At 50.8% G+C, this 24,651-nt stretch carries 17 protein-coding genes; 11 read left to right on the forward strand and 6 right to left on the reverse strand.

Annotation, left to right across the window (positions count from 1 at the left end; genetic code table 11):
* The first annotated feature begins 359 nt into the window (after positions 1-359).
* The 3 genes from EPA93_RS40275 (at position 360) to EPA93_RS40285 (ending at position 3,950) form a co-directional block, all read left to right on the forward strand.
* Positions 360-1,979, forward strand: a complete 1,620-nt coding sequence (locus tag EPA93_RS40275) for a DUF1800 domain-containing protein (RefSeq protein ID WP_165423719.1) — start codon at positions 360-362, stop codon at positions 1,977-1,979.
* A 42-nt stretch (positions 1,980-2,021) separates the two neighbouring features.
* On the forward strand, positions 2,022-3,284 hold the full coding sequence (locus EPA93_RS40280) for a DUF1501 domain-containing protein (RefSeq protein WP_129892945.1): 1,263 nt from the start codon (positions 2,022-2,024) through the stop codon (positions 3,282-3,284).
* A 150-nt stretch (positions 3,285-3,434) separates the two neighbouring features.
* Entirely contained in the window at positions 3,435-3,950 is a 516-nt protein-coding gene (locus tag EPA93_RS40285; protein WP_129892946.1) for a hypothetical protein, read from the forward strand.
* Between the two features lie 70 nt (positions 3,951-4,020).
* On the opposite strand, the gene EPA93_RS40290 is transcribed toward EPA93_RS40285, so the two are convergent.
* From EPA93_RS40290 to EPA93_RS40305, 4 genes are all read right to left on the reverse strand, one after another.
* Positions 4,021-4,530: a hypothetical protein gene (locus tag EPA93_RS40290; protein WP_129892947.1), complete on the reverse strand. Its 510-nt coding sequence runs from the start codon at positions 4,528-4,530 to the stop codon at positions 4,021-4,023.
* A 297-nt stretch (positions 4,531-4,827) separates the two neighbouring features.
* Entirely contained in the window at positions 4,828-6,441 is a 1,614-nt protein-coding gene (gene mctP / locus EPA93_RS40295; RefSeq protein WP_129892948.1) for a monocarboxylate uptake permease MctP, read from the reverse strand.
* A gap of 73 nt (positions 6,442-6,514) precedes the next feature.
* Positions 6,515-6,715, reverse strand: a complete 201-nt coding sequence (locus EPA93_RS40300) for a DUF3311 domain-containing protein (protein WP_129892949.1) — start codon at positions 6,713-6,715, stop codon at positions 6,515-6,517.
* A gap of 463 nt (positions 6,716-7,178) precedes the next feature.
* Positions 7,179-8,096, reverse strand: coding sequence for a hypothetical protein (locus EPA93_RS40305; RefSeq protein WP_129892950.1), 918 nt, complete (start codon positions 8,094-8,096; stop codon positions 7,179-7,181).
* 406 nt (positions 8,097-8,502) lie between these two features.
* Here EPA93_RS40305 and EPA93_RS40310 point away from each other — a divergent pair, with 406 nt between their 5' ends.
* From EPA93_RS40310 to EPA93_RS40335, 6 genes are all read left to right on the forward strand, one after another.
* Positions 8,503-9,987, forward strand: a complete 1,485-nt coding sequence (locus tag EPA93_RS40310) for a pentapeptide repeat-containing protein (protein WP_129892951.1) — start codon at positions 8,503-8,505, stop codon at positions 9,985-9,987.
* 513 nt (positions 9,988-10,500) lie between these two features.
* Positions 10,501-12,543, forward strand: a complete 2,043-nt coding sequence (locus EPA93_RS40315) for an HlyD family secretion protein (protein WP_129892952.1) — start codon at positions 10,501-10,503, stop codon at positions 12,541-12,543.
* A 346-nt stretch (positions 12,544-12,889) separates the two neighbouring features.
* Entirely contained in the window at positions 12,890-13,654 is a 765-nt protein-coding gene (locus EPA93_RS40320; protein ID WP_165423923.1) for an ABC transporter ATP-binding protein, read from the forward strand.
* Positions 13,651-14,988: an ABC transporter permease gene (locus tag EPA93_RS40325; RefSeq protein ID WP_129892953.1), complete on the forward strand. Its 1,338-nt coding sequence runs from the start codon at positions 13,651-13,653 to the stop codon at positions 14,986-14,988. Before EPA93_RS40320 ends, EPA93_RS40325 begins: the two co-directional genes overlap by 4 nt.
* Positions 14,989-15,075: 87 nt before the next feature.
* Positions 15,076-16,500, forward strand: coding sequence for an ABC transporter permease (locus tag EPA93_RS40330; RefSeq protein WP_129892954.1), 1,425 nt, complete (start codon positions 15,076-15,078; stop codon positions 16,498-16,500).
* Positions 16,501-16,882: 382 nt separating this feature from the next.
* Positions 16,883-18,265 (forward strand): ABC transporter permease, encoded by a 1,383-nt coding sequence (locus EPA93_RS40335; RefSeq protein ID WP_129892955.1) that lies wholly within the window; start codon positions 16,883-16,885, stop codon positions 18,263-18,265.
* Between the two features lie 85 nt (positions 18,266-18,350).
* On the opposite strand, the gene EPA93_RS48785 is transcribed toward EPA93_RS40335, so the two are convergent.
* Together EPA93_RS48785 and EPA93_RS40350 are read right to left on the reverse strand one after the other, a co-directional pair.
* Positions 18,351-20,003, reverse strand: a complete 1,653-nt coding sequence (locus EPA93_RS48785) for a hypothetical protein (protein ID WP_165422754.1) — start codon at positions 20,001-20,003, stop codon at positions 18,351-18,353.
* Positions 20,004-20,455: 452 nt separating this feature from the next.
* Positions 20,456-21,631 (reverse strand): sigma-70 family RNA polymerase sigma factor, encoded by a 1,176-nt coding sequence (locus EPA93_RS40350; RefSeq protein ID WP_242527233.1) that lies wholly within the window; start codon positions 21,629-21,631, stop codon positions 20,456-20,458.
* Between the two features lie 479 nt (positions 21,632-22,110).
* Between EPA93_RS40350 and EPA93_RS40355 the strand changes: the two genes are divergently transcribed.
* Positions 22,111-23,445, forward strand: coding sequence for a hypothetical protein (locus tag EPA93_RS40355; protein ID WP_129892958.1), 1,335 nt, complete (start codon positions 22,111-22,113; stop codon positions 23,443-23,445).
* Positions 23,446-23,532: 87 nt separating this feature from the next.
* A complete protein-coding gene (locus tag EPA93_RS40360) occupies positions 23,533-24,006 on the forward strand; it encodes a response regulator (RefSeq protein ID WP_165423720.1) in 474 nt (157 codons plus the stop codon).
* The last annotated feature ends 645 nt before the right edge of the window (positions 24,007-24,651 follow it).

Here is a 24,651-nt window from a genome sequence, read left to right on the forward strand (position 1 = left end):
AGGTCGATGGATAGAAGCAAGATATAACATCATTAGCGCTACATAAAAATATTGCCAAAACCTTGGTCAAACCCTTATATCCTCTTGAGAGTTTCTTAATTTTTACTCATTAAAATACAAATGGATAAATTAAATAGTCCCTGCTGTTAGATTGCAATATTGCTTTGTCAGCATAGCAAAACACAGTATAGGGCAGCTAGATGAAATGAGCATGAAGTAAGTTGCTTATTGCTGAGACGAGAAGGGCATAGACCAGTAATAGCAGCTCATCCAATAAATATGGATAGTTTTTGTTGTTGCGTTTCATGTGATGTATCTCCTGTATTCAGATATGTGAGCAAATATAAGGAAGCATGATCATGAGTATATACGATCAGCCGGCAGCGCCCCGGAAGGACGACGAGCAGACCGATAAGCGCCCCGCGGTCAAAGTAGCTAAATCCCAGGAAAGCGCAGCTACAACGCCAGGAGAGCCGGCCGGAAAAAAAAGCGCCTGGCCGCGACGCAAGCTGTTGGGCGCCCTGGGTTTGGGGGCAGGAGTTGCGCTGGCCGCCGGGGTGGGAACTGAACAGTTATGGCAGCATGGCATACTGGGAGGGCTGGGGCAAGGCCCGCTTGTTGGTAACGCGCAGATCGGCCATTTGCTTCGCCGGGCAGGCTTTGGCGCGCTCCCTGAAGACCTGGCAACCTATGGGCCTCTTGGTTTTAACGGCGCTGTTGATCGCTTGCTCAACTACCAGCAAGTTTCAGATGACGCCATGGAGAATCGTCTTAAGGCCTTAAATCTGGATCTCAATAAACCCATTGATCAGCAGCGCTGGTGGCTTTTGCGCATGGCCTGGACGCAGCGACCCTTGCTGGAAAAGATGACACTCTTCTGGCATGGCGTTCTGACCAGTAGCTATCGTAAAGTTGGCGGCCCCAAGGCATATATGCGCATGATAGTGCAGAACCAATTTTTTCGTGAGCATGCCTTTGATACCTTTGATAATATCCTGCTAGGCATTACAAGCGATCCAGCCATGCTGGTCTATCTTGATCTTACGAAGAGCAGGAAGCATGCGCCCAATGAGAATTATGCCCGCGAGCTGATGGAGCTGTTCACCCTCGGGCTGGGCCACTACACGCAGCAAGATGTGACGGCAGGAGCGGCCTCCCTGACAGGCTGGCATGTCGTTGGGAGCACGACGAGCTCGCACTATGTAGCCGCCGATCATAATACCCAGATGAAGCAATACCTTGGGCATACGGGCAATCTCGATTATAAGGATGTGGTGCACATTCTCGCCAATCATCCGGCGGCTTCCTGGTTCATCTGCCGTAAGCTTTTCACCTTTTTCGCTTACGAGAACCCGAGTGAGACCGATTTGCAGCCACTTGTCGATACCTATACAAAGAGCAATCACAATATAGGCGCGGTAATGCGCGCGCTGCTCCTTTCGCCACAGTTTTCTTCGCCGAAGGCCTATCACAGCCGTATCAAGTCGCCCACAGAGTTTGTCGTAGGAACGTATCGCGCGCTTGGCAGGCCAGGTGATGGGAATGAATTGGGGCGCATGACCGCTGGAATGGGGCAAACGTTGTTTGATCCGCCCAATGTCGCCGGCTGGCCAGGCGATAAGATAAGCTCGTTATGGCTCAACAGCGGCACCTGGCTGGCTCGCCTGAATTATATCGATCTATTGCTGGTTGGTAGCCGCAGTGCAAACAATGCCTCTCAAGCGCTAGACCTCCAGGGCGTGGTGAATGCAAATCGCATCGATTCGCCTGAGCACTTTGTCGATTACTTTGCAGCCTTTTTGCTGGATGGCAATCTTTCTGCGGATCGACGAACCCAGCTCATCAGCTACTTTACCTCCCAGGACAAGGCCTCTTCGCACGAGGAGATTACTCTGTCCACTGGGAAGGGCTACCCTCTCAATCGTGTGCGCGGCACCCTCTACCTGCTGATGGGTTTGCCCGAGTATCAGCTCAATTAAATGTGGCAGCATAGGCTTTAAGGCCAGATAAGGGAGATATCAATGAGACTTTCGCGCAGAGCTTTAATAAAAGATGGCATGATGATTGTATCGGCTGGTATGGTCATGCCCGCGATCTTTAGTCGTGGCGTGGCTTCAGCGAAGGCTATGTCCCTGGATGGGGCCCGTGCTTCCCTGGCGGCTAGTGATCGCACTTTGATAGTTGTACAAATGGCCGGAGGCAACGATGGCTTGAATACCGTGATACCTTATATGGACCCGTTGTACAGACAGATGCGTCCCACGCTGGCTGTACCTGAGAACAAGGTTATAACCATCGATGGTCGCCTTGGCCTGCATCCTAACCTGGCTCCTCTCAAGCAGCTATGGGATCAAGGGCATATGGCAATTGTGGAAGGCGTGGGTTATCCAAATCAGAGCCTCTCGCACTTTCAGGCTATGGATATCTGGCAGACCCTTGATATGAACGGGAATGGCAGTGAAGGCTGGCTCGGCAAGCTGGTTTCTGGCTGGGTCGATCAGGACGGCCATCCTTTTAAGGCCATGAATATCGGGACGCAGACCGCGCAGGCCCTGGCTTCAATCAGCCGTCCGGTTCCCACGCTCACCAGCACGCAGAGCTATCGTGTCGCCGCAGATCCTGCTGATCCCGATAGGGGGAATGGACGCCTGCAAACCTTGATGAAGCTGTATAACTCCTATCCCAAGACAGCTCCCTATGCCGCCTTGCTTGATACGACAGCCCTGGATGCTCAGGAAGGTGGGCGGCAGTTGCACGAGGCCGCGACTAACTACCATTCGACCGTACAATATCCAGCCGGGCCTTTTGCCGCCGGACTAAAAGTATTGGCTCAGGCAATTGTGGAGGGCTTAGGTTTGCGGGTAGGCTATGTTACCCTTGGTGGTTTTGATACTCACGCAAATCAGCAAACCACGCATGATACTCTCATGAAGACGCTGGCGGATGGCCTTGCAGCTTTTTATGCTGATCTCGTGCAGCATAGCAAGGCCGATAATGTCGTGGTCCTAACCTGGTCAGAATTTGGTCGGCGGGTCGAGGAGAATGGTAGCCAGGGCACAGATCATGGGACGGCAGCTCCTATGTTTATCCTTGGCAATCCGGTAAACAAGGGCATTTTTGGAGAGCCTCCCGGTCTTGGTAATCTGGATAGTGCGGGGAATATGAAATATACTATTGATTTTCGTTCGGTCTATGCCACAGTATTGGACCGCTGGTTGGGAGCATCCTCTAAAGATGTGCTGGGTGGTTCCTTTGGCGCGCAGAATTTCTTGCCCCAACCTTAAACCTGGGCCGAGCATCAGCGCGCCAGGACAGCGGCGATCAGCGTTCCAGATGGACTATAGAGAAGATTGCTAGATAGCGTTAGCTCCTGTGTGCAACCTTTGCTATAATATGTGTGATTATATGCATAGGATCAGGAGCAAAACGCTGCTATGTCGCAACCAGATACAAAAAAGCGTTCGTTGATATCGTTTATATCATCATTATCGCCGCGCAACAAGACCATACTAGGCATTTTGATCATCCTGGTGGTTACAGTTCTGGCAGTCCTGTATGCGCCGCCCGAGGGTGAGTCGAATAATGTCACTGGCGATTTACCCTATACGCCTACCGTCACGATCAATAATCTTGTCGAAACTGTCAATATAAACCGTAGTTTCACTTATGGCGATGTTCATATCACGGTTACTAAGGCCATGCTGGCCACGAAATATTCGGATGATCGACGGCGTGGTGGAGTCTATACGGTCCGTGTAATGGCTCAGGCGGAGAATAAGGGGGCACAGCCTGTCGGTGTGGATTATATTTCGCTGACGCGCCTGGTCTTGCCTGATGGACAAGAGATTGCCCCAAGCGTATCTCATTGCCGCCGGCGTCCATGCCAGGAGGCCCAAAAAGTGGCTTTATCGATTTTCCGGTCTCATCACAAGTTCCCTTATCGTCGCTGACCATGAAGTTTGCCAGCACAACGAATGTGCCCTTTATGGCTCAATCATAGGTTAATGGGGGAGCAAACGCTTATTCTTCGCGGGATGTGCCTACGTGCTCGACGCGGTGCTGTACCTCTGCGAGGGCCTGTCTCCATGGAAGCGGATGCTCCTCTTCTTCTTCATGAAGAGGGTTTAAGAGATCATCAAGCGTGAGATAATATTCAACCAGCGCCCGCTCGCCAGTGGTTGTATGGGTGAGGCTCTCTTCTAGCAATTCTTGGGCTTCCTCAAAGGCTTTCAAGCGTTGCTGGGCCCCCTCAAGTTGCTGCTGCTCGCGCTGAACCAGTTTCTGGAGCTCACGTTGCCGTAACCTTGATACTTGTCCTGCTTCATCCTGATAGAGCTGCTGCAAAGCCAGCGCGGCTTCCCCAACTTCCAGGCCAGTCTCTTTCTGACGGCGCAGTAACCAGGCGCGCACAGCATGGACGCGTACAAGAATACTGGCGTCCTCGGGAAGGCGTAGCCTGTCGTCTGCGAGCAACTCATCGCTTCCAATCTCTTCTGATTCTGCTTCAAAATTTTCGTCGTGAAAGTCCATAAATCTTTTATCCTGTGCAGAAGCCATCCTGGCTAAAATTCTGTTGAACAATGCCGAACTCACCAGCTTTGGGCTGCCTATAGTGGTGATTTGAAGAGCATCTTTTTGTTGAATTCTTTTGTACGCACTGCCATAGCTTAACATATCAATTCTAGAGGGGTCAAACTCAGTAGAAGCGGCCCAATGGTCACCCGAGAGATAGCCGGGCTCCTGAAAAGGCTATGTTGCCATGATAAAAGGGATACAACACTCTGATGAGCATTGTATCCCCTGGAGGCTTAGTGCAAATGTATCTATTTAGCCCAGCGCCTCGCGTCCCGTCTCCAGCGGCTCAGAAGGTGCCTGTTCTTCATTATAGTCACTGGGAGAGGTAAGGTCCTGGCCACGTTTGGCTCCAATAGCCTCGAAGATTGGCGTGAGGACGACAGCCAGCACAAGATTAATAATCAGTGCCGCTACAGCTTCATACATTGGAATACTGATTGGGCCAATGGTGATGGGGAAGACCGACGATTTCAGGCCAGTGGCGATAAACATGCCTGTACCGGCAATCATCGCTACGGCCCAGCTCACTACCAGGGCCCAACGGTTGAACCAGCGCGTGTAGAGTCCCAGGAAGACTGAGGGCAAGGTCTGAAGTATCCAGACGCCGCCGAGCAACTGGAGGTTCAGCACATAGGTAGTGGGAATATAAAGGATAAAGAGTAGCGCCCCAAACTTGACGATGAGTGAGGTAAGCTTAGCTACCTGCGATTCCTGGCGCTCAGTCGCATTCTTGTTGAAGTACTCTTTATAAATGTTACGTGTAAACAGGTTGGCGGCAGCAATAGACATCACTGCGGCTGGCACGAGGGCGCCGATGGCAATGGCAGCAAATGCAAAGCCTGCGAACCAGTGTGGGAAGCTTGCCAGGATGAGCGCCGGGACCGAACCATTATTGCCAAAGCCGGCCAATGGTGTCACCTTTGCCGCAATAGCCATATACCCAAGCAAGGCCAGGAACCCCAGCATCAGCGAGTAAATGGGAAGTAGCGCTGTATTGCGCTTTACTACTTTGGGGCTATTGCTGCTCAAAACGCCTGTAATCGAATGGGGATACAGGAAGAGCGCCAGGGCTGAGCCAAGCGCTAGAGTCACATAGGCCGTGTATTGCTTCGGGTTGAGGATATCAAAGAAAGTCTGGGCCTGATGGGTTGAGGCAGCCGTTTGCTGGCTGATCAGAGCTTTTTGATGAGCTGCCGTGAAGATCGGCCCGAAACCGCCAAGCTTAATGGGAATGTAGATGATCGCTACGAAGAGCACAATAAATATCATGATGTCTTTGACCAGGGCGATCATGGCCGGCGCGCGCAAGCCGCTGGTGTAGGTATAGGCCGCGAGAATGATAAAAGCTATGAGCAGCGGAATATCGATCGGTATGCCCAGGACATAGACATTAAGCGGTATACCTAATGCGGCAAGCGAAACCTCTATGCCAAACATTTGTAGAGCGAGGTATGGCATTGTCGCGATGATGCCTGTAATAGCAACCACCAGTGCCAGGGTTCCACTGCCGAAGCGATCGCGCACAAAATCAGCGGCCGTGACATAGCCATGTTGCTTACACACGGCCCAGAATCTTGGCATGAGCAGGTAGACGAGCGGATAGACAAGAAAGGTATACGGGACGGCGAAAAAGCCGTTGAGGGCGCCAAAGCCGTACATTGCGGCAGGCACAGCGATAAAGGTATAGGCTGTGTAAAGGTCACCTCCGAGAAGGAACCAGGTGATAACCGTGCCAAAGCGGCGCCCGGCCAGGCCCCACTCGTGGAGGAGATCAAGGTCACCGCGGCGCCAGCGGGCCGCTATAAAGCCCAGGACGGTAACGAGGAGAAAAAAGAAAATAAAAACTGCAATTGCATCCCATTGCATCGATAATTCTCCCTTTTCTGATGGATGGCTTGCGAGCAAGCAGGAAAAAGCCGATTATGGTGCGTGTAAGAGTTTATGCTCCTGCAAAGTAAACAACTGCCGTAATAATCGCAGTGATAATAATCCAGAGGAGCTGAAACCAGTAGAAGAAGGGGAAGCCGGCTATCTCTGGTGTGCGATAGTTGTAGAACGGTGGCCAGAGCGTGAAGATGAAGGGAACAATAAGGAGGAGAAGAAGCCAGCGTCGGCTCTTTTTCTCCGGATGCGTAGCCATAACATGCACTCCTTTTGTGGTTAAAATAAGCCACACGATACAGTGATTACAAAAGGGCAAAATTGGCTGCTTGCGATTCGTGTCGCTTTTTGCCTGGCTGGGTGACGCTGAAATGAAGAATAAGCGGTAAGTGAGCCTCCTATCTTAAACTGAAGAATAAATAAGCCTCTTTCTGATAGACCAGCCTTCTGATCAGAAAGGAGAGCTTGTGAGCCTCTCGCGAGTCCTTGCCTCTGTCGTCGATAAGGAACTCTTGTTGCTAATCCTACGGTATTTTGTAGGAATTGTCAATCAATTCATAATAAAGTGCAGCAAGTTTGATGTTGTGGTGTGCGCATGGGATAGAGATTGGCTACGGTACTTGTTCTATATAATAAGGGTAAAAATCTCTATTAAGATTATTTAGGCTTATTTTCTCATAGCTCTAATTCATATTGATGAGATGTAATCGGACTGTGCAGCATTAGCCAATCATACAGATCAGCCCATATTTTTGTGGTGCCGCAAAGGAGATTGCTTGCAAGAAGGCAGCAGCATACATAGGGGTTACCTCATCGATTATGCGCGTAGCCTTTGCTGGTTCTTGTGAGCTTATTTCTCTATGGAAGAGAGCGTTATCAAGCTCGGCCTGTGCTTTGTCTGGGGCTTGAAGCCCCCGTAAACAGCTGGCGAGCTGCTCTAGCTCGTTTGCCGTCAGATAGCCGATGTATGAGCCAAAGGGAGAGCCAGCTTGATAGCCGAAGGGCATGCAGCGACGTCCACAGGCTAATAGTTCGAAAAGGGCCATGGCACGAACCGAGCAAGTGGCGAGCCAGCCGCGCATGTGGAGCTGCATTGGATGACGCCCGATACTTATTCCGCTCTCCTGCTCAACGCTTTGTGTAGTAGCTTGCGACAGAGATTGTGCTGTCGATTCAATAGATATTTCCATTGTATTGGCGGGGCTCAGGTTTGCTTCCTTGCTAGCTCCTTGCTGTGCTTGGTCCAGCTGTTGAGGAGAGGCGAGCGGACGCAGACAATAGTCTGTCACTATTGCTCCCCAAACTGTTAGCAAGGCTTCCTCGTTATAGTGCAGCTGAGGTGGGTGGCGCTGGATATAGCGATCGCTGAGCGCCGTGAAGTGCTCAGCTGAACAAAGGTGCCTATACGTATTGAGTGCTTGCTGTCCCCGTGGTAATTGCCGCACAAATTTTTGCGCCCGTGGCCAGGAAGATAAATGGGCCATAATATAGGGGACAAACCGCTCCTCTTGAGCGCAGCGCGTCTGTTGATAGAGCTCATGCGCCTGGCCCTCGTCGCCCTCAATAATCCAGCGTGCGAGAGCTGGCATTACGCGCTCACAATAGGCCATCCAGTCAAAACCATAGAGCTTAATAATCAATGTTTCTTACCCTTATCTGCTGCCGCAACTGCTAGATAGTGATGCCCATTAAACTGTGCAGCTGTTCCTACTATATGCCTATTGATTAAAATTATGTGCGGCTGCCTGAATATCATATAGATGACTACAAGTGCCAATCATAAACTAGCTGTCTGTCAAGGTTTGCGTGACGAGTGAAATAAGCGGGGATGCAAGGGGCGGTCGCCCCGGCTCTCTCCCCTGTGTGCCACCTGCGGCGGCGCACTTATCAATCCCTGCTAAATAGACTACTAGCCTCACAAGCTATTATAAGAATCCTACCAACTGCGAGAGCTCCCAGTTATCTTTAGTCTTTTGATACATTTTCAGGTGTATCATATATAAAGATACAAGAGGTACGTCTAATGTGAGCACGGAGGCAAAACCTATGCCCGAAAGACAATTCTTGATAATTGGTATCGCGTGTGCTAGTTTGCTGTTTTTCTCTGCTTTTATTGTCTGTGCCCCGGCTGCGGCAGCCTCTCTTCCAGATCAAGCGCTAACCGTGGCTAGTGCTACTCCACAGGCAAGACCCACAGAAGATGCGGAAGTAACTGCTTTAGAAGCCACAGTCACGGCATTAAAAGCGCAAGTGGCACAACAAGCTGATCAGGACCAGCATACCTGGGACAATTGGCTCTGGAGTAACGGCGCTACTGTGGTCTCGGGTGTCCTCTCGACGCTGGTGGTGGTAATCGGCGCACTCTTTGGGCTTTGGCGCTGGCGCGTAGATAGACGTGATGCTCAGGAAAAAGAGCTTAAGGATAAGCAAGAGGCCCAGGAGAGAGAAATAAAGGATAGGCAAGAGGCACGAGAGAAAATGGCTGAGGCGCGTTTCCAGGCCGCTGTTGAGGGGCTCGGGAGCGAAAAAGAAGGGGCCAGGATCGGAGCAGCCACTCTTCTTAGGACGTTTCTGCGACCCGGCTATGAACAGTTTTATGTACAGACCTTTGATCTCGCCGCAGCCCATTTACGGCTTCCACGCAGCGTTCAACTACCGGAGAATACCGCGCTTCCCCAGCCGCTTACCACGCTCAGCCAGGCTCTTATCGTGGTGTTCAAAGAAGCTTTTCCTATGACACGACAAATGTTGCAGGATGAGAACTCTCAAGCCATAGATGCAACGGGGGTACAACTAGATATGGCCTATCTCAGCGAGGCTGACTTCAAGGGCATCTGGATGCCGCAAGCTTCTTTAAAAGGGGCCAGGCTGAGCGAAGCGGATCTGAGGGAGGCGCGGCTATTTGAGGCAGATTTGTATGAGGCGGATCTGAGGGAGGCGGATCTGAGCGAAGCGGATCTGAGGGAGGCGAAACTGTTTAAGACTGATTTAAGGGTGGCCAACCTGAGCGAGGTAGATTTGAGAGGGGCAGATCTGAGGGAGGCGCGGCTAATTCTTGCGGATTTGAGAAGGGCAGATCTGAGGGAGGCGCGGCTAATTCTTGCGGATTTGAGAAGGGCAGATCTGAGGGAGGCGAAACTGTTTAAGGCAGATCTGAGGGAGGCGCGGCTATTTGGGGCAGATTTGAGAGAGGCAAATCTGAGCGAGGTAGATTTGAGGGAGGCCCGATTGTTTAGGGCCAATTTGCATGGGGCAGATCTGAGGGAGGCCAATCTGGGTGAGACAGACCTGGGTGGAGCAGATCTAAGCGGGACTAACATTGAAAGCGCCAGGTTCCTGAAAAATACCAACCTGCAAGGAGCCCAAGGGCTGACAGAGGAGCAGTTAGCCGCCTGCAAAGCCAAAGGAGCGCTTATTGATGAACTTGTTGATGATACCACTGCAACTGCAACACAGCTGCCGGCTCCCACCCTCTGCAGAGGTATAAAGTACTCAACCACAACCTTGTGCGCCAAGAAAAGCAACACCTGATACAAAGGAAGATGTACCTCATCCCTGTTGGAGGAACAAGGGCATGAAGGTTAACATATGTATAAATGTGAGGGAGATTAAGGGTAGCTAGAATATTTTAGTGATATTTAAGGGCATCAAATAGAATCATATGTTAGAAGTAGGTAACTAACGGAGGGTACTGCGAAACAACTTAACAATATATTTGTACGTATAGAGATTTGAAGAAAAAAGAGATATGAGGGGGTGTGATCGTTCTTATATAACCGCTCTTGGGGAAGAATTCCAGGAGCCCGGTAGGATCTGCATACATGGATAGAGCGGCTTAAGAGGACATTTTGTGCAACGCTGTGACACTGGTTACAAACTTTACAATATTGAGACAATTTTGTAACAGTTTACGGCTGACTTTCTGGCGAGACGTGGGTATACTAAGGATTGACGTGTTAATGTGCAGAAAACCTATACCACATACTATATCATGTATTTCCATATTATTTCAAGTTGTCTCAACGAATAGGAGATTGTCTTTGTATGTCGCAACAACCACCAAGTTCTGCAAATCAACTGCTTGCGCTTCCTGGCCTCGGCGGTAGCGGTGGTAATGCTGGCGGAGCGGGGAATCTGCTAGCACCTACACCTCCCTGGTGGAGGCGGCGTGGAACAATCATAGGAATCGCGGTTGTTCTCTTGATCGTCATCCTGGGAGCCGTACTATTAAATATATTAAATCGTCCCAAGCCGGTAACCTATCAATATCAGAGCGCTAGATCGGGGGATTTAGCTCTAACAATCAATGCCACGGGACCTGTTCAGAGTAGTGGAACCTACAACATAACCTTTAAAGGTTCAGGTATAATTAATGAGCTCGATGTGAAGGTTGGACAGAGCGTAAAGAAGGGTCAGGTCCTGGCCAAGCTGGATAAGACCTCTCTTCAGGACGCTCTTGATCAGCAGAAAGCTAATATGCAGGTGCAGCTAACCACCCTGCAGAAAGATCAAGTGAGTCTAGGTAAAACGCAGGCTCAGCAGCAGGCAAGTGTCAATGCCGCACAGACAAATCTGCAGAATGCGCAAAATAATCAGAATGCAACCAAAAATCAAAATCAGGCAAGCGTCGTCCAGGCCCAGCAAACGCTAGATAATGATCAAAACGCCCTTGACCTGGCGGAGCGGCAGGCTTCAGCTAGCAAAAAAGTCGCCGCAGATCAGAAGCGGCTCGACTTACAAAATTGCCAGAATAGTGGCACTACTCCTAGTACTACTACTAACAATCAGAACCAGAACAACCAGAACCAGAACAACCAAAATAATCAGGGTAACCAGGGCAATCAGAACAATCAGAACAACCAAAATAATCAGGGTAACCAGGGCAATCAAAACAACCAGGGTAACCAGAACAACCAAAATGGCGGTAATGGTAGCAATGATAACCCGTGGGCGCAGTTCAATGTGAACCTTATTCCTGCGGATTCTCAAGGACTTTGTGAGAAGAAGGCTAACGACACATATAAGCAAGCTGTAGCGCAAGCCGACTCCAATGTGCAGACCGCTCAGGATCGTGTAGATTCCGATAGGAAGGCCCTGAATCTTGCCAAGGCTCAGGCCAATACCAGCAACGTCTCGAATCAAGGCACAACTGCTTCCAACAAAGATTCGCTCAATTCAGCGAAAGCCAATGCCGATGCCTCGGTCTCCCTGGCTCAACAAGCTGTCCTGCTGGATCAGGCTGCCGTAGCCGTAGCCCAGCAGCAGGTAGATCAGGCCCAGCATAACCTTGATAACGCTATACTCACTGCCCCCCATGATGGTGTGATTTCTGCCATCAATGGCTCAGTTGGTGGCACACCCGGCAATGCTGCCAATGTTAGTAATCCAGGAGCTCAATCGACAGCCAACGCAACTTTTATCCAGATTGTCGATACAGGTGAACTACAGGTCTCTGCAAACGTCAACGAATCTGACACAGCCAACCTGAAGGTAGGGGAACCCGTAGTATTTACAGTAAATGCTTATGGTGATCGCCAGTTCCGTGGTACTGTATCAGCGATTGCTCCTAATGGGCAGACGGTCTCGAATGTAGTAACCTTCCCTGTCGTTATCGACGTAGATATGAGCCCGGATAACTTGAAGGACACTCATCTGCTTCCAAACATGACGGCTAATGTAACGGTTACTACGCTCAACCGTCCAAATGTACTCTTAATACCTGTAAATGCCATTAACTTCGCGCGGCTGGCTAGCAGCGGTGCAGCCAATAGCACGGCACCCCAGCTTATCAGCAAAGCCGATGCAGCGACGGCAATGGTACAGGCGCGGCAGATGTTGATTGATCTGCAGACAACGAATCCTAATGTGATTTCGGAGAGCCCGATACCAGCCTTTGTTATCGAGCAAACCGGCACGAAGGATAATCCAAAGTTCAAAGCCGTGCCAGTCGTCCTGGGCCTGAGCGATGGTAGCGTCCAGGAAGTATTGAAGGGTCTCGCTCAAAATGAAACGTTCATTGTAGGAGTAGAGGGCGGCACTCCTGGTGGTGGAACTGGGGCGGCCAGTGCTGCGCGAAATGGTGGCTAGATGAGGATAGTTAGACATAGTATAAGTTGGATCTGAGATTGAGAGAGATCGTAACATGGCTAATAACGATCCCGGGCAACTGGGAAGTAGTTGGCAACAGAGCGGCTCGGAAGCTGGGGCACAGCTTCCGGAGCCGACAACTATTGATGAGCAGCCAACGCGGCCGGAAAACGCGCTAGGAAAAGCTCAAGAGGCAGCCATCGATGAGCAGCCGACACGACCGGGTAGCGCTGTGATGCCCGAGAAAACGCCGATGCAGGCAAATGAGCCGCCGATTGACAAGCAACCAACTTCGCAGGTTGTGGCCGTTGCGGATAGCGCAAATGCAGCTCAGCAGCGCCAACCTGTGATTGCTGTGCGCGACCTGGCAAAGACGTATCGCCTTGGTGGCAAAACAAATGTTTACGCCTTGCGCGGTGTCTCGCTAGATGTCTATCCTGGCGAATTTGTGGCGGTGATGGGACCATCTGGCTCCGGTAAATCAACTTTTATGAATCTGATTGGTTGCCTGGACAGACCAACCTCGGGCGAGTACTGGCTGGCCGGCAAGCTGGTGAGCCGCTTATCTAGCGACGAGCTTGCCATCATGCGCAATCGCTTAATAGGTTTTGTCTTCCAGGGTTTCAACTTGCTGGGTCGCTCAACTGCTATACAAAACGTCGGCTTGCCTATGGTCTATGCTGGCATACCCAAGCATATACGCGAGCTACGCGCACGTAAGCTACTGCAACTGGTTGGCCTGGGAGCTCGCATGAATCACAAACCATCTGAGCTTTCAGGTGGTCAGCAGCAGCGTGTAGCGATTGCACGCGCGCTCTCGAATGGGCCTTCGCTCTTGCTTGCCGACGAGCCTACTGGTAACCTGGATAGCCGCACCAGTATTGAGATCATGGCGGTGATGCAAGCGCTAAATGAGCAAGGCTTGACGATAGTTCTGGTAACTCATGAGCCTGATATTGCCAATTATGCGAAACGCCAGGTAGTGTTTCGTGATGGCCGCCTTATACGAGATGAACCTGTACTCCAGCCTAACTCAGCCAAGGATGAGTGGATGGCCTTAGTGCAATCCACTAACGAGGATGAGGGAAACATCAAGGAGGAACATTCGTGAAGGGGACAATACAGCGACGTTCTCAGCAGTCAACGCAGGTAGCTCCTTCGCAACAGGCGTCTGCCCAGGAGACGCCACTGGAAAGTATTCTAACGGAATTCCGCACGCTGCAGTACCAGCCTGTGGGCATGCTCAGCGCTAACTTTAATAGTGCGGTAGAGGCTCTTTGGGGTAATCGTACACGCTCGTTTCTGACCGCCCTTGGTATCTTTATCGGCGTGGCGGCTGTGATCGCGGCGCTCACCCTGACTCAGGGCGCGAGCGCTTCTATCACCAACCAGCTATCGAGCCTGGGAACGGCTGTGATAGTTTATCCTGGCTCATCGAATCAGAAGGCTGGCTCGACAGGCCAGGGAAGTGGCAATATCCTTACCCTGCGCGATGCTCAATCTTTAAATGGCTTGCCTCATCTTGTTGCCGTAAGCCCCTATCTTATGACCTCTGATCAGGTAATTTATGGTAGCCAGAACTGGAATACCCAGGTTGAGGGAGTAAATACTCAGGTTGAGACCATTGGAAATTGGAAGCTAGCGCAAGGGACCTGGTTTAGTGAAGATGACGATGCGCAGGGCACGCCGGTAGCGGTGTTAGGTGATACAACAGCACATAGTCTCTTTGATGCTTCAGGAACTAATCCCATCGGGCAACAGATCCGCATTCGCGATCAGAACTTTCGTGTCGTGGGGGTTCTGGCGCCGCAGGGCGGCCTCGGTCAGGATGATGTAATCTTTGTGCCTTTTAAAACTATGGAAATTCGTCTGCGCAACTCGACGACGATTGACCAGATACAGGCGCAGGCCGATAGCCCGAGCAGTGTGGAGCAGCTCAAGCAGGAGATAGAGACAACTATCAGGCAGAACCATCATATCAAAGACAGCTCTGATGATAGCTTTACCGTCATGACTTTTACCCAGGTATTACAGAGCTTTAATCAATCGCTGTCAGTGATGACTGCCCTGTTTGTTGGCATTGCTGCTATCTCGCTGACGGTCGGCGGCATTGGAATTATGAATATTATGCTCGTTTCGGTAACCGAACGCACCTGGGAAATAGGAATTCGCATGTCTATTGGGGCAAAGCGGCGCGATATTCGTAATCAGTTCTTGATGGAAGCCCTCGTGTTGTGTCTGGTGGGAGGCTTGATTGGCCTGATCTTGGGCTTACTGATTGGCTGGGTCATTACGTATTTAGCTAAGTTGCCATTTGTCGTAACTGCAGAGACGCTGCTTATACCGTTCGCTGTCTCGTCGGCGATTGCCCTGGTTTTCGGGATCTATCCGGCTATACGGGCTTCGCGCCTTGATCCTATTGTAGCGATTCGTACCGATGCATAATTACTGTTGGCCATTCAGAACGATGTTGCGCTGCTCTTTAGCGGGCAGGACGCCTATCCATTGTTCTGGATGAAAGGAGAAAACTGATTGAGCCGTTCGATACGACCACGGGGGACCCGCTTAACCAGGGCCCCCGTAACTCAGTCTGTCCCAGCAGTTCCTCCAGCTTCTGCGACTCCTTCGTCTTCGACAGCTGTAGAGCTACACCAGGAATCAGCCCTGGAAAGCTTACTGCGGGAACTGCGTATAGAAGATAAGCACCAGGGAAGCCTGCTAGGTTCGACGCTGATTACGTCCCTGGAGGCGCTCTGGGCAAATCGTACACGTTCACTATTAACGATGCTGGGCATCGTTATAGGTATTGCTGCCGTTATCGGGTCTTTGACGATGACGCAAGGGGTGGGCGCATATATCGATGGCGTTTTACAGGGCTTCGGCTCTACAACCATCTCTATTGCTCCTGGCGCCAAAAGCTCAGGTGGAGTAGTCTCTAAGCAGGCCTTCCAAAGTCTGACCCAGCGCGATTTACAATCCCTACGCGCTATACAACACGTAACCGCCGTAAGCCCATTTGTGCTGCCAGGCCAGGTACAGATAGTGTTTGGTAACCAGAGCTGGAAGACAAGGGTTCAGGGCGTAAGCACCGATCTGCAAACAATCCAGAACTGGCAGATTGCTGATGGCCTGTGGTTTACTAAAGAGCAGGATACTGGCGGAGCGGCAGTTGCTGTGCTGGGAGATACCGTAGCGCGTAATATCTTTGGGGCTTCCGGCGTCGAGCCGGTCGGGCAACAGATCCGTGTGCGCGATCAACTCTTTCGCGTCGTAGGGGTGCTGGCGCCCAAAGGTGGTTTTAATCAGGATGATACTGTGTTTGTGCCCTATAAGGCTGCGCAAGCTCGCCTCTCGGGCCAGGATCATTTTGATCAAGTCCAGCTTTCTGCAGATTCGAAGGATACCATTGATCAGGTAGTGCAGAATGTGAAGCTCACCCTTGAAGAGAATCATCATATTCCGAAAGGCGTGCCCGATGATTTCCAGATAGAGACGTTACAACAAGTGCTGGATCAGGAAAATCAGCAGATGGCGGCCATCTCTACTCTCTTTGCTGGTATCGCGGCGATCTCGCTCACCATTGGCGGCGTGGGAATTATGAATATTATGCTGGTCTCGGTAACCGAGCGCACGCGTGAGATTGGGATTCGGATCTCTATCGGTGCGCGCCGTGCCGATATTCGCAATCAGTTTTTGATTGAATCCCTCGTGTTGTGCCTGCTTGGTGGCCTGCTGGGAATGCTGCTGGGCACGCTGATCGGCTGGTTTATGAGTACCGTACTTATTGGAGCCTTTGCCCGTGGCTCTGGAGGCAGTGGCGCTCCTTTCGTCATCACGCCTGGCAATCTTATTATGCCTTTTGTGGTCTCGGCTGCCATTGGCGTTGTTTTTGGCCTCTACCCGGCCATACGGGCTTCGCGCCTCGATCCTATTATCGCTTTGCGGCGCCCAAGATAACCACAGAGATGCCAACTGTAGACATGAGCTATCCCGAATATTTTTGAGCAGGGGTTGTAGGGAGTCTGTCCCGTGACTGATGTAGGTGAGGCCTCAAAAATGAGAGATGACTCGTGTCTATTTCTTTTTGGCTCATTTTCTATGTGTACAACAGATCTGAATATGCTATACTATTCTTTATAAGGATAAAGCTTATTTTGCAGTGCTAACGGCATAACCTTTATGGCGCTATTCCTCTTTAGGATTTGAAGGGGACGCCGGTATTTTATCTCCTCCGCGTAACAATGTACGGGTAGAACCCTGGTACCTTCGTAGTCATTCAGCAATGTAACTGCATGAAAATGCCTATCAATGATGGCCTGAATGGAAAGGGGTAAGCCAGATGGACCAGTCAGTACAACCTCACGCTAACCAGGAACAACTTTTCTCCCAGACAGCGGCACCTCAAGCAGCTGTACCTTCCTCCCAGCCGAGTTCGCTGGAAAGCATGTTTATGGAGTTTCGTACTCAAGGGCAGAACAGCGTTGGCTGGATTGAATCTAGCTTCAGGAGTGCCCTGGAGGCGCTCTGGGCAAATCGCCTGCGCTCTTTATTAACTGGACTAGGTATTATTATTGGTATTGCTGCGGTGATTGGCGCGATTACCTTAACGCGTGGCGTGGGAACATTCATCGATACTTTTATTACAGCCAAACTTGGAGCCAATACCATTATCGTTACGCCCGGAGCGTTCTCCTCGGGTGGCGCCGTTAAAAAGCAAGCAGTACAATCTCTCACCTTGCGCGATCTGCAGGCTATAGAACGGCTTCCCCATGTGGCGGGAGCCAGTCCTTATATTGGATTGAGCGCGCAAGTAGTCTATGAGAATCAAAGCACGAAATCCCAGGTTGCGGGCGTAAGTAGCTCTTATCAGTCTATTCAGAGTTGGCAGATAGCCGAGGGCTTCTGGTTTAGTGCTCAAGAAGATGCTGGGGGGGCATCTATAGCTGTGATTGGTGATAGCATTGCCCACGACCTTTTTGAGGCCTCGGGCGTTGATCCTATTGGACAGCAGATCCGCATTCGCGATCAGATCTTTCGCGTAGAGGGTGTTCTGGCTCCTAAAGGGGGAATGCAGGATGCCATCGTGTTTGTGCCCTATAAAGCGGCGCAAGCTCGCCTGCTAAACCAGAGTTTTCTCAGCCAGATAGGGGTTGAAGCCGATAGCCGTGATAATTTAGATCAGGTGGTGCAGGATATTACAGCTACTCTTGAGCGAGATCATCATACGAGTGGAGGAAGCGACTTCCAGATTAGTACTTCGCTGCAGATCTTAAAACAGGAAGATCAGGCTACGCAGCAGATTACCTTGCTGATGGCTGGCGTGGCGGCGATCTCGCTCACCATTGGCGGCATCGGTATTATGAATATTATGCTGGTCTCGGTGACTGAGCGCACGCGTGAAATAGGGATTCGGATGTCTGTAGGGGCGAAGCGCCGCGATATTCGTAATCAGTTTCTGGTCGAAGCACTATTTATGTGTATAGTAGGTGGGATTATTGGTATGGTGCTGGGGGCGCTGGTTGGATGGTTGATGGTCAAGGTAATTATGAGCGCGATAGTGGGCGATAGCGTCGGTAGCCTCTCGGTGCCTTTCATTATTACCCCCGATACGCTGCTCCTCCCATTTATAGTGTCTGCGCTCATTGCCGTTATTTTTGGTCTCTATCCCGCTGTGCGAGCTTCACGCCTCGATCCCGTTGCTGCCTTGCGACATGGCCGATAAAATTAAGATCTGGCGATTTTCAAAACTTTCGCCAGATCTTAACTATTTTATGTAACTCAATGGCTTAGCCTTTGCCGGGCTGAGCTTATTTTTCTCCTCCAGGCGTGGGAACCGACCCGCTGGCTGTGGGTGTAGTCGCCTTATTTGGGACGACAAAGATTCCTTGCTGGGCCTGTTGTATCATCGCCTCCAGGAATGGGTCACTGAGGAGATCGGCAGGATTGGAGGAGTCCTGATACTGCATTGTAACATCTCCCTGATGCTGGGGAACTCCGCCGCGCTCCTCAAATCCTTCAGCAGTACCGTTGCCCATCTCATAGGTTTCGTACGTCTGATTGCCAACATGTTGATAGTCCTGCTCGTTTACAGGTTGGTAGGCGGGATCGAAGAAAGCTTCCTGGTTATTAGGATCAATGTAGGCCTGCTCGTTGGGATCGGCATAAGCAGGATCAATATAGGCCTGGCCATTGGGATCACCATAGGCAGGATCGTTATAAGCCTGGCCGTTGGGATCGGCATAGGCAGGATCAATATAGGCCTGGCCGTTGGGATCACCATAGGCCTGAGCATTAGGATCGAAGTAGGCGGGATCTGCAGACTGCATATAATTCTGACCATTAGCGTCTGCATATTGCATGTAATTCTGTCCATCAGAGCCTATATAGCTAGCTTCGTTTGGCGCAGCCGCCTGCATATAGGCCTGGCCATTGGGATCACCATAGGCGGGATCGTTATAAGCCTGGCCATTGGGGTCAATGTAAGCCGAATTGGCATAGGCCTGAGCGTTGGGATCACCATAGGCGGGATCTGCGGTTTGCATATACATTTGGGCAGACTGGGCCATCTCTGGTACTGCCACCGTAGCGTAACTGTTATTCATCATTGGCGAATAATCAGCCGCTGGTGGCGCATTATTGGATAGTCCCATTTGCTTTTCCCATTCATTCTGGTTGACCCAGGCTCCGTTGGACTGTACAGGAGGTGCCGGCATAGCAGAAGCGTTGGCCGCCCAGGGTGCCACCTGCGCCCTTTTCTTGCGCTGAAGTTGCACGAGTAGGACGATGGCTGTAGCCAGGATCGCCAGCGCACTAACGCCACCCCCGATGGGTACCAGCATCCCCAGACTATTCTGCTTTCCCTTAGACACTGAGCCGCTGTCATCTGATTGGTTGGATGCCGAAGGCGATCCCGCGTTCGCCGTTGTATTTGAGCCAGTAGATGTTGGCGATGGTGGCGGGCTAGCTACCATTGTCGGTACAATAGCCGCGGGCTGCGTAACGCCAAGGATAGGCGTAGCTGTTGGGATGGGGCGCGACGTTGGCGTTGGCACAATTGCTGGTGTTTCAGTCACGCCAACTGCGGGCGTCGCGGTAGGATCAACCACTGGCGTATCTGTAGGTGTGGCCGTGGGCACACGGGTCGGATGCCTGGTAGGTTTCGCTGTAGGGCTAGGAATAGTATCCGTAGGAGTGGAAGTAGTTTGTGTTTCAGTTTGAGTTGGCTCAGTAGTAACTGTCTGAGTAACTCCTCCAGGAGTGGTATTGCCTTGGGTGCCGTCAGGCGTGCCTATATGCGTGTTTCTTGGTGTGCGGTCGAGTTGCGTAGTTTGAGATGGATTATTTACAGCACTGGCTGGCGTAGTTGCGATCAGACCTATCACAGAGAATAACAACAGCGCCGTGCAGAGGGCCACTAACTTAAGCAGCAGGTGCTTGTTCATATGCGAATTGTTGCTCATAATAAAAATAAACCTCCCAGCACTGATTGAGTTGGAAGACAGGAAGAAAGATGCTTCCTCCTTGGCTTATAAAGGGCTACCCTGGCATACGACGTGCTGAAATTATGTCTGATGGGAGTATAGATGAACATCTATTCATACGTCAAGCAAACAGCAATAATGTACTAATGAAACAAGTTGAGTGCTCTTGAGTTTTTGGCCAGCATTTGGCTCAAATATGCGTAAAATGACGCTATCACTGGTAATATTTGGAAATATAATTCAGAGCCTGCTAGTTTTGGCGCCGCTGGCCTGATAAATTGGTCTGGAACCAGCGATGGCGCCATTCCGAAACCTGGCGGAAATCTTGCATAATAAAAGGGAACCCGACTCATCTCAAATGTGAGCGGGTTCCCGAGGATAGCAAGCGAGATGCACGATATAGGGTTGTTATGAATAGAATGAAAGCAGTATCAGGCGTAATCGCGCATCATATGTACCTGAATTGGTTGACGCAAAGTACGTAAAGCCTTTACTTCTATCTGGCGTATGCGCTCTCGCGTGAGTTTGAAGTAGGCGCTAAGCTCCTCTAAAGTATGGCAATAGCCATCGTGAAGGCCATAGCGTAGTTCAATCACCTGGCGTTCTCTCTGGCTAAGCGTCTCAAGAGCGTGAGAGATGTGTTCTTGTAATACCTGGTGAGTAACCACGTCAGCCGGAGCCGCAGCTTGCGTATCTTCTAGCGTATCGGCCAGATGGTACTGTTCATCATCGATAAGAGGCGCATCAAGAGAGATAGGAGCTTCGGCCATACTTTGCAATTCGACCACACGCTCTTTCGTGAGATTGATCGCGCAGGCGATTTCTTCAGGAAATGGATCGCGTCCCAGTTCCTGATAGAGTTGGCGGGTGACGCGCTTCATTTTGTAAATCAACTCTACCACATGTACAGGAATATGAATGGTACGTGTATGTTCTGCAACTGCCCGGCTAATAGCCTGGCGTATCCACCATGTTGCATAGGTGCTGAAGCGGAAGCCACGACGAGGATCAAACTTCTGTGCGGCTCGAATCAGGCCGAGATTGCCCTCCTGAATGAGATCAAGCAGCGAGATTCCATGATTGTTGTAGCGCTTAGCGATACTCACAACGAGACGTAAATTGGCCTCCACAAGATGGCGTTGTGCATTCTGGTCTCCATCAGCTACACGGTGGGCCACCATTTGTTCCTGCTCTGGCGAGAGCAAGGGATAACGGCCAATCTCGGCAAGATATTGCCTGATTGCATTCTCAACCTCTTTTTCCTCTCCCTCCTCAGTATCCTCCTCCGTGTATTCCTCTTCCTCATCTTCGCGGAAGTTGCTGCGCGCCGCGTTTTTGCGTGAGCGCCGGGTCGTACTATCGAGCTTGCGCGGCGAGGACCCGTTGAAAGAGGTTTCGGCTTCTTCAGGATACGAAGTTTCCTCTAGCCCCTCTTCCACAGAGGTTTGGCCTGCTCTTCTCCCTTTTCTGCGGGCAACGGATTTGCGCCTTAGAGTTGGTTTTTTGTGTTTTGGCTGATTCTGCTGAGTTTCATAAGTTTCAGGAACTTCCTGATCCTGGGTTGTAACGTTTTCTACTGTCTTCGCCAGCTTTGTGATGGCTACCATATACCTACTCCTTAGATGCCTCAATTCCCATTCCACAAATTGGTAACCGGAGACGAATGATGCTGGAGCTAACCCTTCCTACCAGGCTGGAGCTTTTCCAGCAACACTGTGCCCAAAACTTTTTTCGGACACATCCCCCCTTTACTAAGAGTTGTGCAAGATATGTGCCAATATAGAATTGTAGGGATATAACGGCGAAAAAAGAGGTAAATTCAGGCTCATTCCTGTGAAATATAGCTTCAACGCGCCTGAATATTTTGCGTTAATTGCGCCGGCTTGTTAAGTAAATCTGCCAAAAACTGTAAAATTTTTCCGGCCCCTGGGGAAATTTCCGCAGTTTTTGCGGAAATAGCTCTGTACAAGCAAAAATGCTCGCCCAGGTCGTTTATTTGCACTGAATACATCTTCTGGCGTAGCCGTAAGATAGAAAATCGCCTATCTGTTATGTAGATGCTTAGCTTATGTAAGGAAAAGAATGCATGCCGACTCATAGACAGCTTGAGCATGGACGAGATAGTCTGCGCATACCACCTCGTACTTCAGCCCTTCCACCTGGCTCCGTCACCGTACGTCCCCGCTATCGTGGGGTTGATCCGGCTTTAGACGAGTATGATATCGCGCAAATTCCTACCAGGCCCGAACCAGTAATGTGGCAGTATGAATCTTCAGACTATATAGCAGAGAGCAGCCTTCCCGCGCTTTCGCTTGTTAAGAGGCAGAAGTCTGCCCGGCTTGCCATCGACGAAATTGATACTTTGCCACCAGGCAGAGCTGGGAGCTCAGAACAACAGGATAGGCGTATGTGGGCCAACAGCGCCACGCTAGAGGGATGTACTACAACCGCAAACGCTCAGGAAACCGTTGCAGATTATCAGGCCTTACCTGGATCGCAGCCTTCGCTTCAGGCCCGAACATTCCATAGTTCAGCTGCGAGGAGTACCTTTGATTGGCTTCGCTGGTGGTTACTGTATCCAGGACGTATTGAGCGTGTACTCTGGCTGGTGGGTACTGTGTTGCTTGTGGGCGTTACAGGAATCCTATTAAGTGTGAGCCTTTTGAATATCGGCATTGCAGGCTTTTGCCTTCCCGCTAATAGCGGGCGCTCAGCCGCCAGGACAATAGCTACTCCGGCTGGAAATATCGGCGCCACTTCAACTCCAATGCCTACTTCCACAAGCCAGGCAACGCCTACTCCGGAGGCCACAACTGCCGTCAAAGCAACTCCCGAGAGTGAGCCGGCGCAGCCGACAGCTGGTACATCCGCCACGCTGACCCCTACGGCAATTCCCGTCCTCTGGCTTCCGCAGCCTACCCCGGACGTGGGGCAGCCACAGCCCTCTCCTACCGCAGGGCAGAAGACTTCCACTCCCGAGCCAACGGCAGTAACACCGACTACTACTCACACGCCAGCCGCTGGCTCACCAACTCCAACCAGGCAAGCGACAGATGGAGCCACTCCGACATCTTCGCCAGTCAGCGCGACCCCAGATACTACAGAAAGTGCTGCCTCGACGGTAGCGACGGCAACCATAACGCCAACCGTGACGCAAACCGCAGTTACTACGGATGGCGCAAACAATGGCACTGATGCACTTTCGCAGTCGGCAGTACTCCCCTTGTTGGCGCTGCCCCCGAACTGGGGAGAGCCTGCAACTGATATGCTTGCAAGAATGTGGTCAGGGGTATTGACGCTCGGCATTACATTTGCCCTTATCATTCTGGGTATTGTTGCACTCATCGTACAACAGCGATCGGCTGCTCAAGTGGAGCCGAACAAAGGGTGTGAGCGCGAGCCAGGCCGGCCTGAAGCATAATTGGTCGAGAGATTATAATGGAAAAGTGAAGAGTAAGTGTTAGTTAAAGGCATGAGATGCAGTCAGGCAGCCATAATGGAGGCTTCTATGAAGTGCCAGAAGAACGTGGATAGTGTGGTTGTATTGGACGAAGAGTATATGACCCCTGCTTTTACGCGCAGCCAGCCCTATGTGCTCGTCGCCGATGATGATAGAGATATTCTTGCGGTTATTATGTTGTTGCTGGAGACCGAAGGATATGCCGGATTGGGGTTTGCCGATAGCCGGAAGGTTCTCCCCTTTTTAATGCAGGCAGAGCAGGGGTTGGAAAAGGATCTCCGCTTGCCTGCAGTAGTTTTGCTGGATCTGATGATGCCAGGTATTTCTGGTTATGATATCGCTGCCTGGCTGAATATGCATCCCTGGGGAGCTCACGTTCCTGTTATTGTTATGACTGCCGACGATAGAATACACAGTGCCAGCGATATTCGAGGGGCAAGCGATTGGCTAAGCAAGCCGTTTCAGATAGATGTGCTGCTGGAAAAGCTGGAGCGCTATCTTGCTCCGTCCCGTCTTCCCTAAGAAACCTGTAGTATTCTAAACCTTTCCGGCTGTCATCCTCTTTTGGCAAGGAGCAGGAGGAACCGGCTCCATACCTAACTTCGCTTGTGCATACTGACAGTGTTTATGTCGTACTGGAGCTTTGTCCTAATTTGTGCTAGCCCATCAGGGCATTTTTTGCGTCTTGAAGGTGCTTTTGACTATACTTTCCACATGGGCTAATTTTACTGGCTGAGCCCGGCTTGTGTCGGGTCTAGGCGTTATTAAATGAGGGTAGAATGCTATAAAGCGTTCTATTCTGCTGAATTATCTATAGCCGATAGACTCATATTCTTGATACCTTAGTGCCTTGTTCAGTTGGCAAGTCGGGCTAATAATACATTCAGGCTGAGCAGAAGGAAGTCAAAATCCGCGCAGACAGAAAGATTATGTTGCTTAACAATATCAATGCATTAACATGCGTGTCGGTGGGAAAAGTTGAAGATGTCTATGAATCAAGAGATTGCTGATGGTGTTGGCTAGTAGTTTGGGTATTTCAGGCGCGAAAGATAAATTGTCTGAGCAGCGGATAGATGGACTTCTGATAAGCTAGAGAGCCGTATAACGCTGATTACTAGAGAGGCGCTTCACTGAAAATTTTGCTGCAGGTGCCGATAGTTGTTATAC

Source organism: Ktedonosporobacter rubrisoli (assembly GCF_004208415.1).
Taxonomy (GTDB): Bacteria; Chloroflexota; Ktedonobacteria; order Ktedonobacterales; family Ktedonobacteraceae; genus Ktedonosporobacter; species Ktedonosporobacter rubrisoli.

Coding starts and splice junctions, on each gene's coding strand:
- EPA93_RS40280 (WP_129892945.1), top strand. CDS start 2,022: ATGAGACTTTCGCGCAGAGCTTTAATAAAAGATGGCATGATGATTGTA.
- EPA93_RS40335 (WP_129892955.1), top strand. CDS start 16,883: ATGGACCAGTCAGTACAACCTCACGCTAACCAGGAACAACTTTTCTCC.
- EPA93_RS40285 (WP_129892946.1), top strand. CDS start 3,435: ATGTCGCAACCAGATACAAAAAAGCGTTCGTTGATATCGTTTATATCA.
- EPA93_RS40360 (WP_165423720.1), top strand. CDS start 23,533: ATGAAGTGCCAGAAGAACGTGGATAGTGTGGTTGTATTGGACGAAGAG.
- EPA93_RS40310 (WP_129892951.1), top strand. CDS start 8,503: ATGCCCGAAAGACAATTCTTGATAATTGGTATCGCGTGTGCTAGTTTG.
- EPA93_RS40275 (WP_165423719.1), top strand. CDS start 360: ATGAGTATATACGATCAGCCGGCAGCGCCCCGGAAGGACGACGAGCAG.
- EPA93_RS40350 (WP_242527233.1), bottom strand. CDS start 21,631: ATGGTAGCCATCACAAAGCTGGCGAAGACAGTAGAAAACGTTACAACC.
- EPA93_RS48785 (WP_165422754.1), bottom strand. CDS start 20,003: ATGAGCAACAATTCGCATATGAACAAGCACCTGCTGCTTAAGTTAGTG.
- EPA93_RS40300 (WP_129892949.1), bottom strand. CDS start 6,715: ATGGCTACGCATCCGGAGAAAAAGAGCCGACGCTGGCTTCTTCTCCTC.
- EPA93_RS40290 (WP_129892947.1), bottom strand. CDS start 4,530: ATGGACTTTCACGACGAAAATTTTGAAGCAGAATCAGAAGAGATTGGA.
- EPA93_RS40315 (WP_129892952.1), top strand. CDS start 10,501: ATGTCGCAACAACCACCAAGTTCTGCAAATCAACTGCTTGCGCTTCCT.
- mctP (WP_129892948.1), bottom strand. CDS start 6,441: ATGCAATGGGATGCAATTGCAGTTTTTATTTTCTTTTTTCTCCTCGTT.
- EPA93_RS40355 (WP_129892958.1), top strand. CDS start 22,111: ATGCCGACTCATAGACAGCTTGAGCATGGACGAGATAGTCTGCGCATA.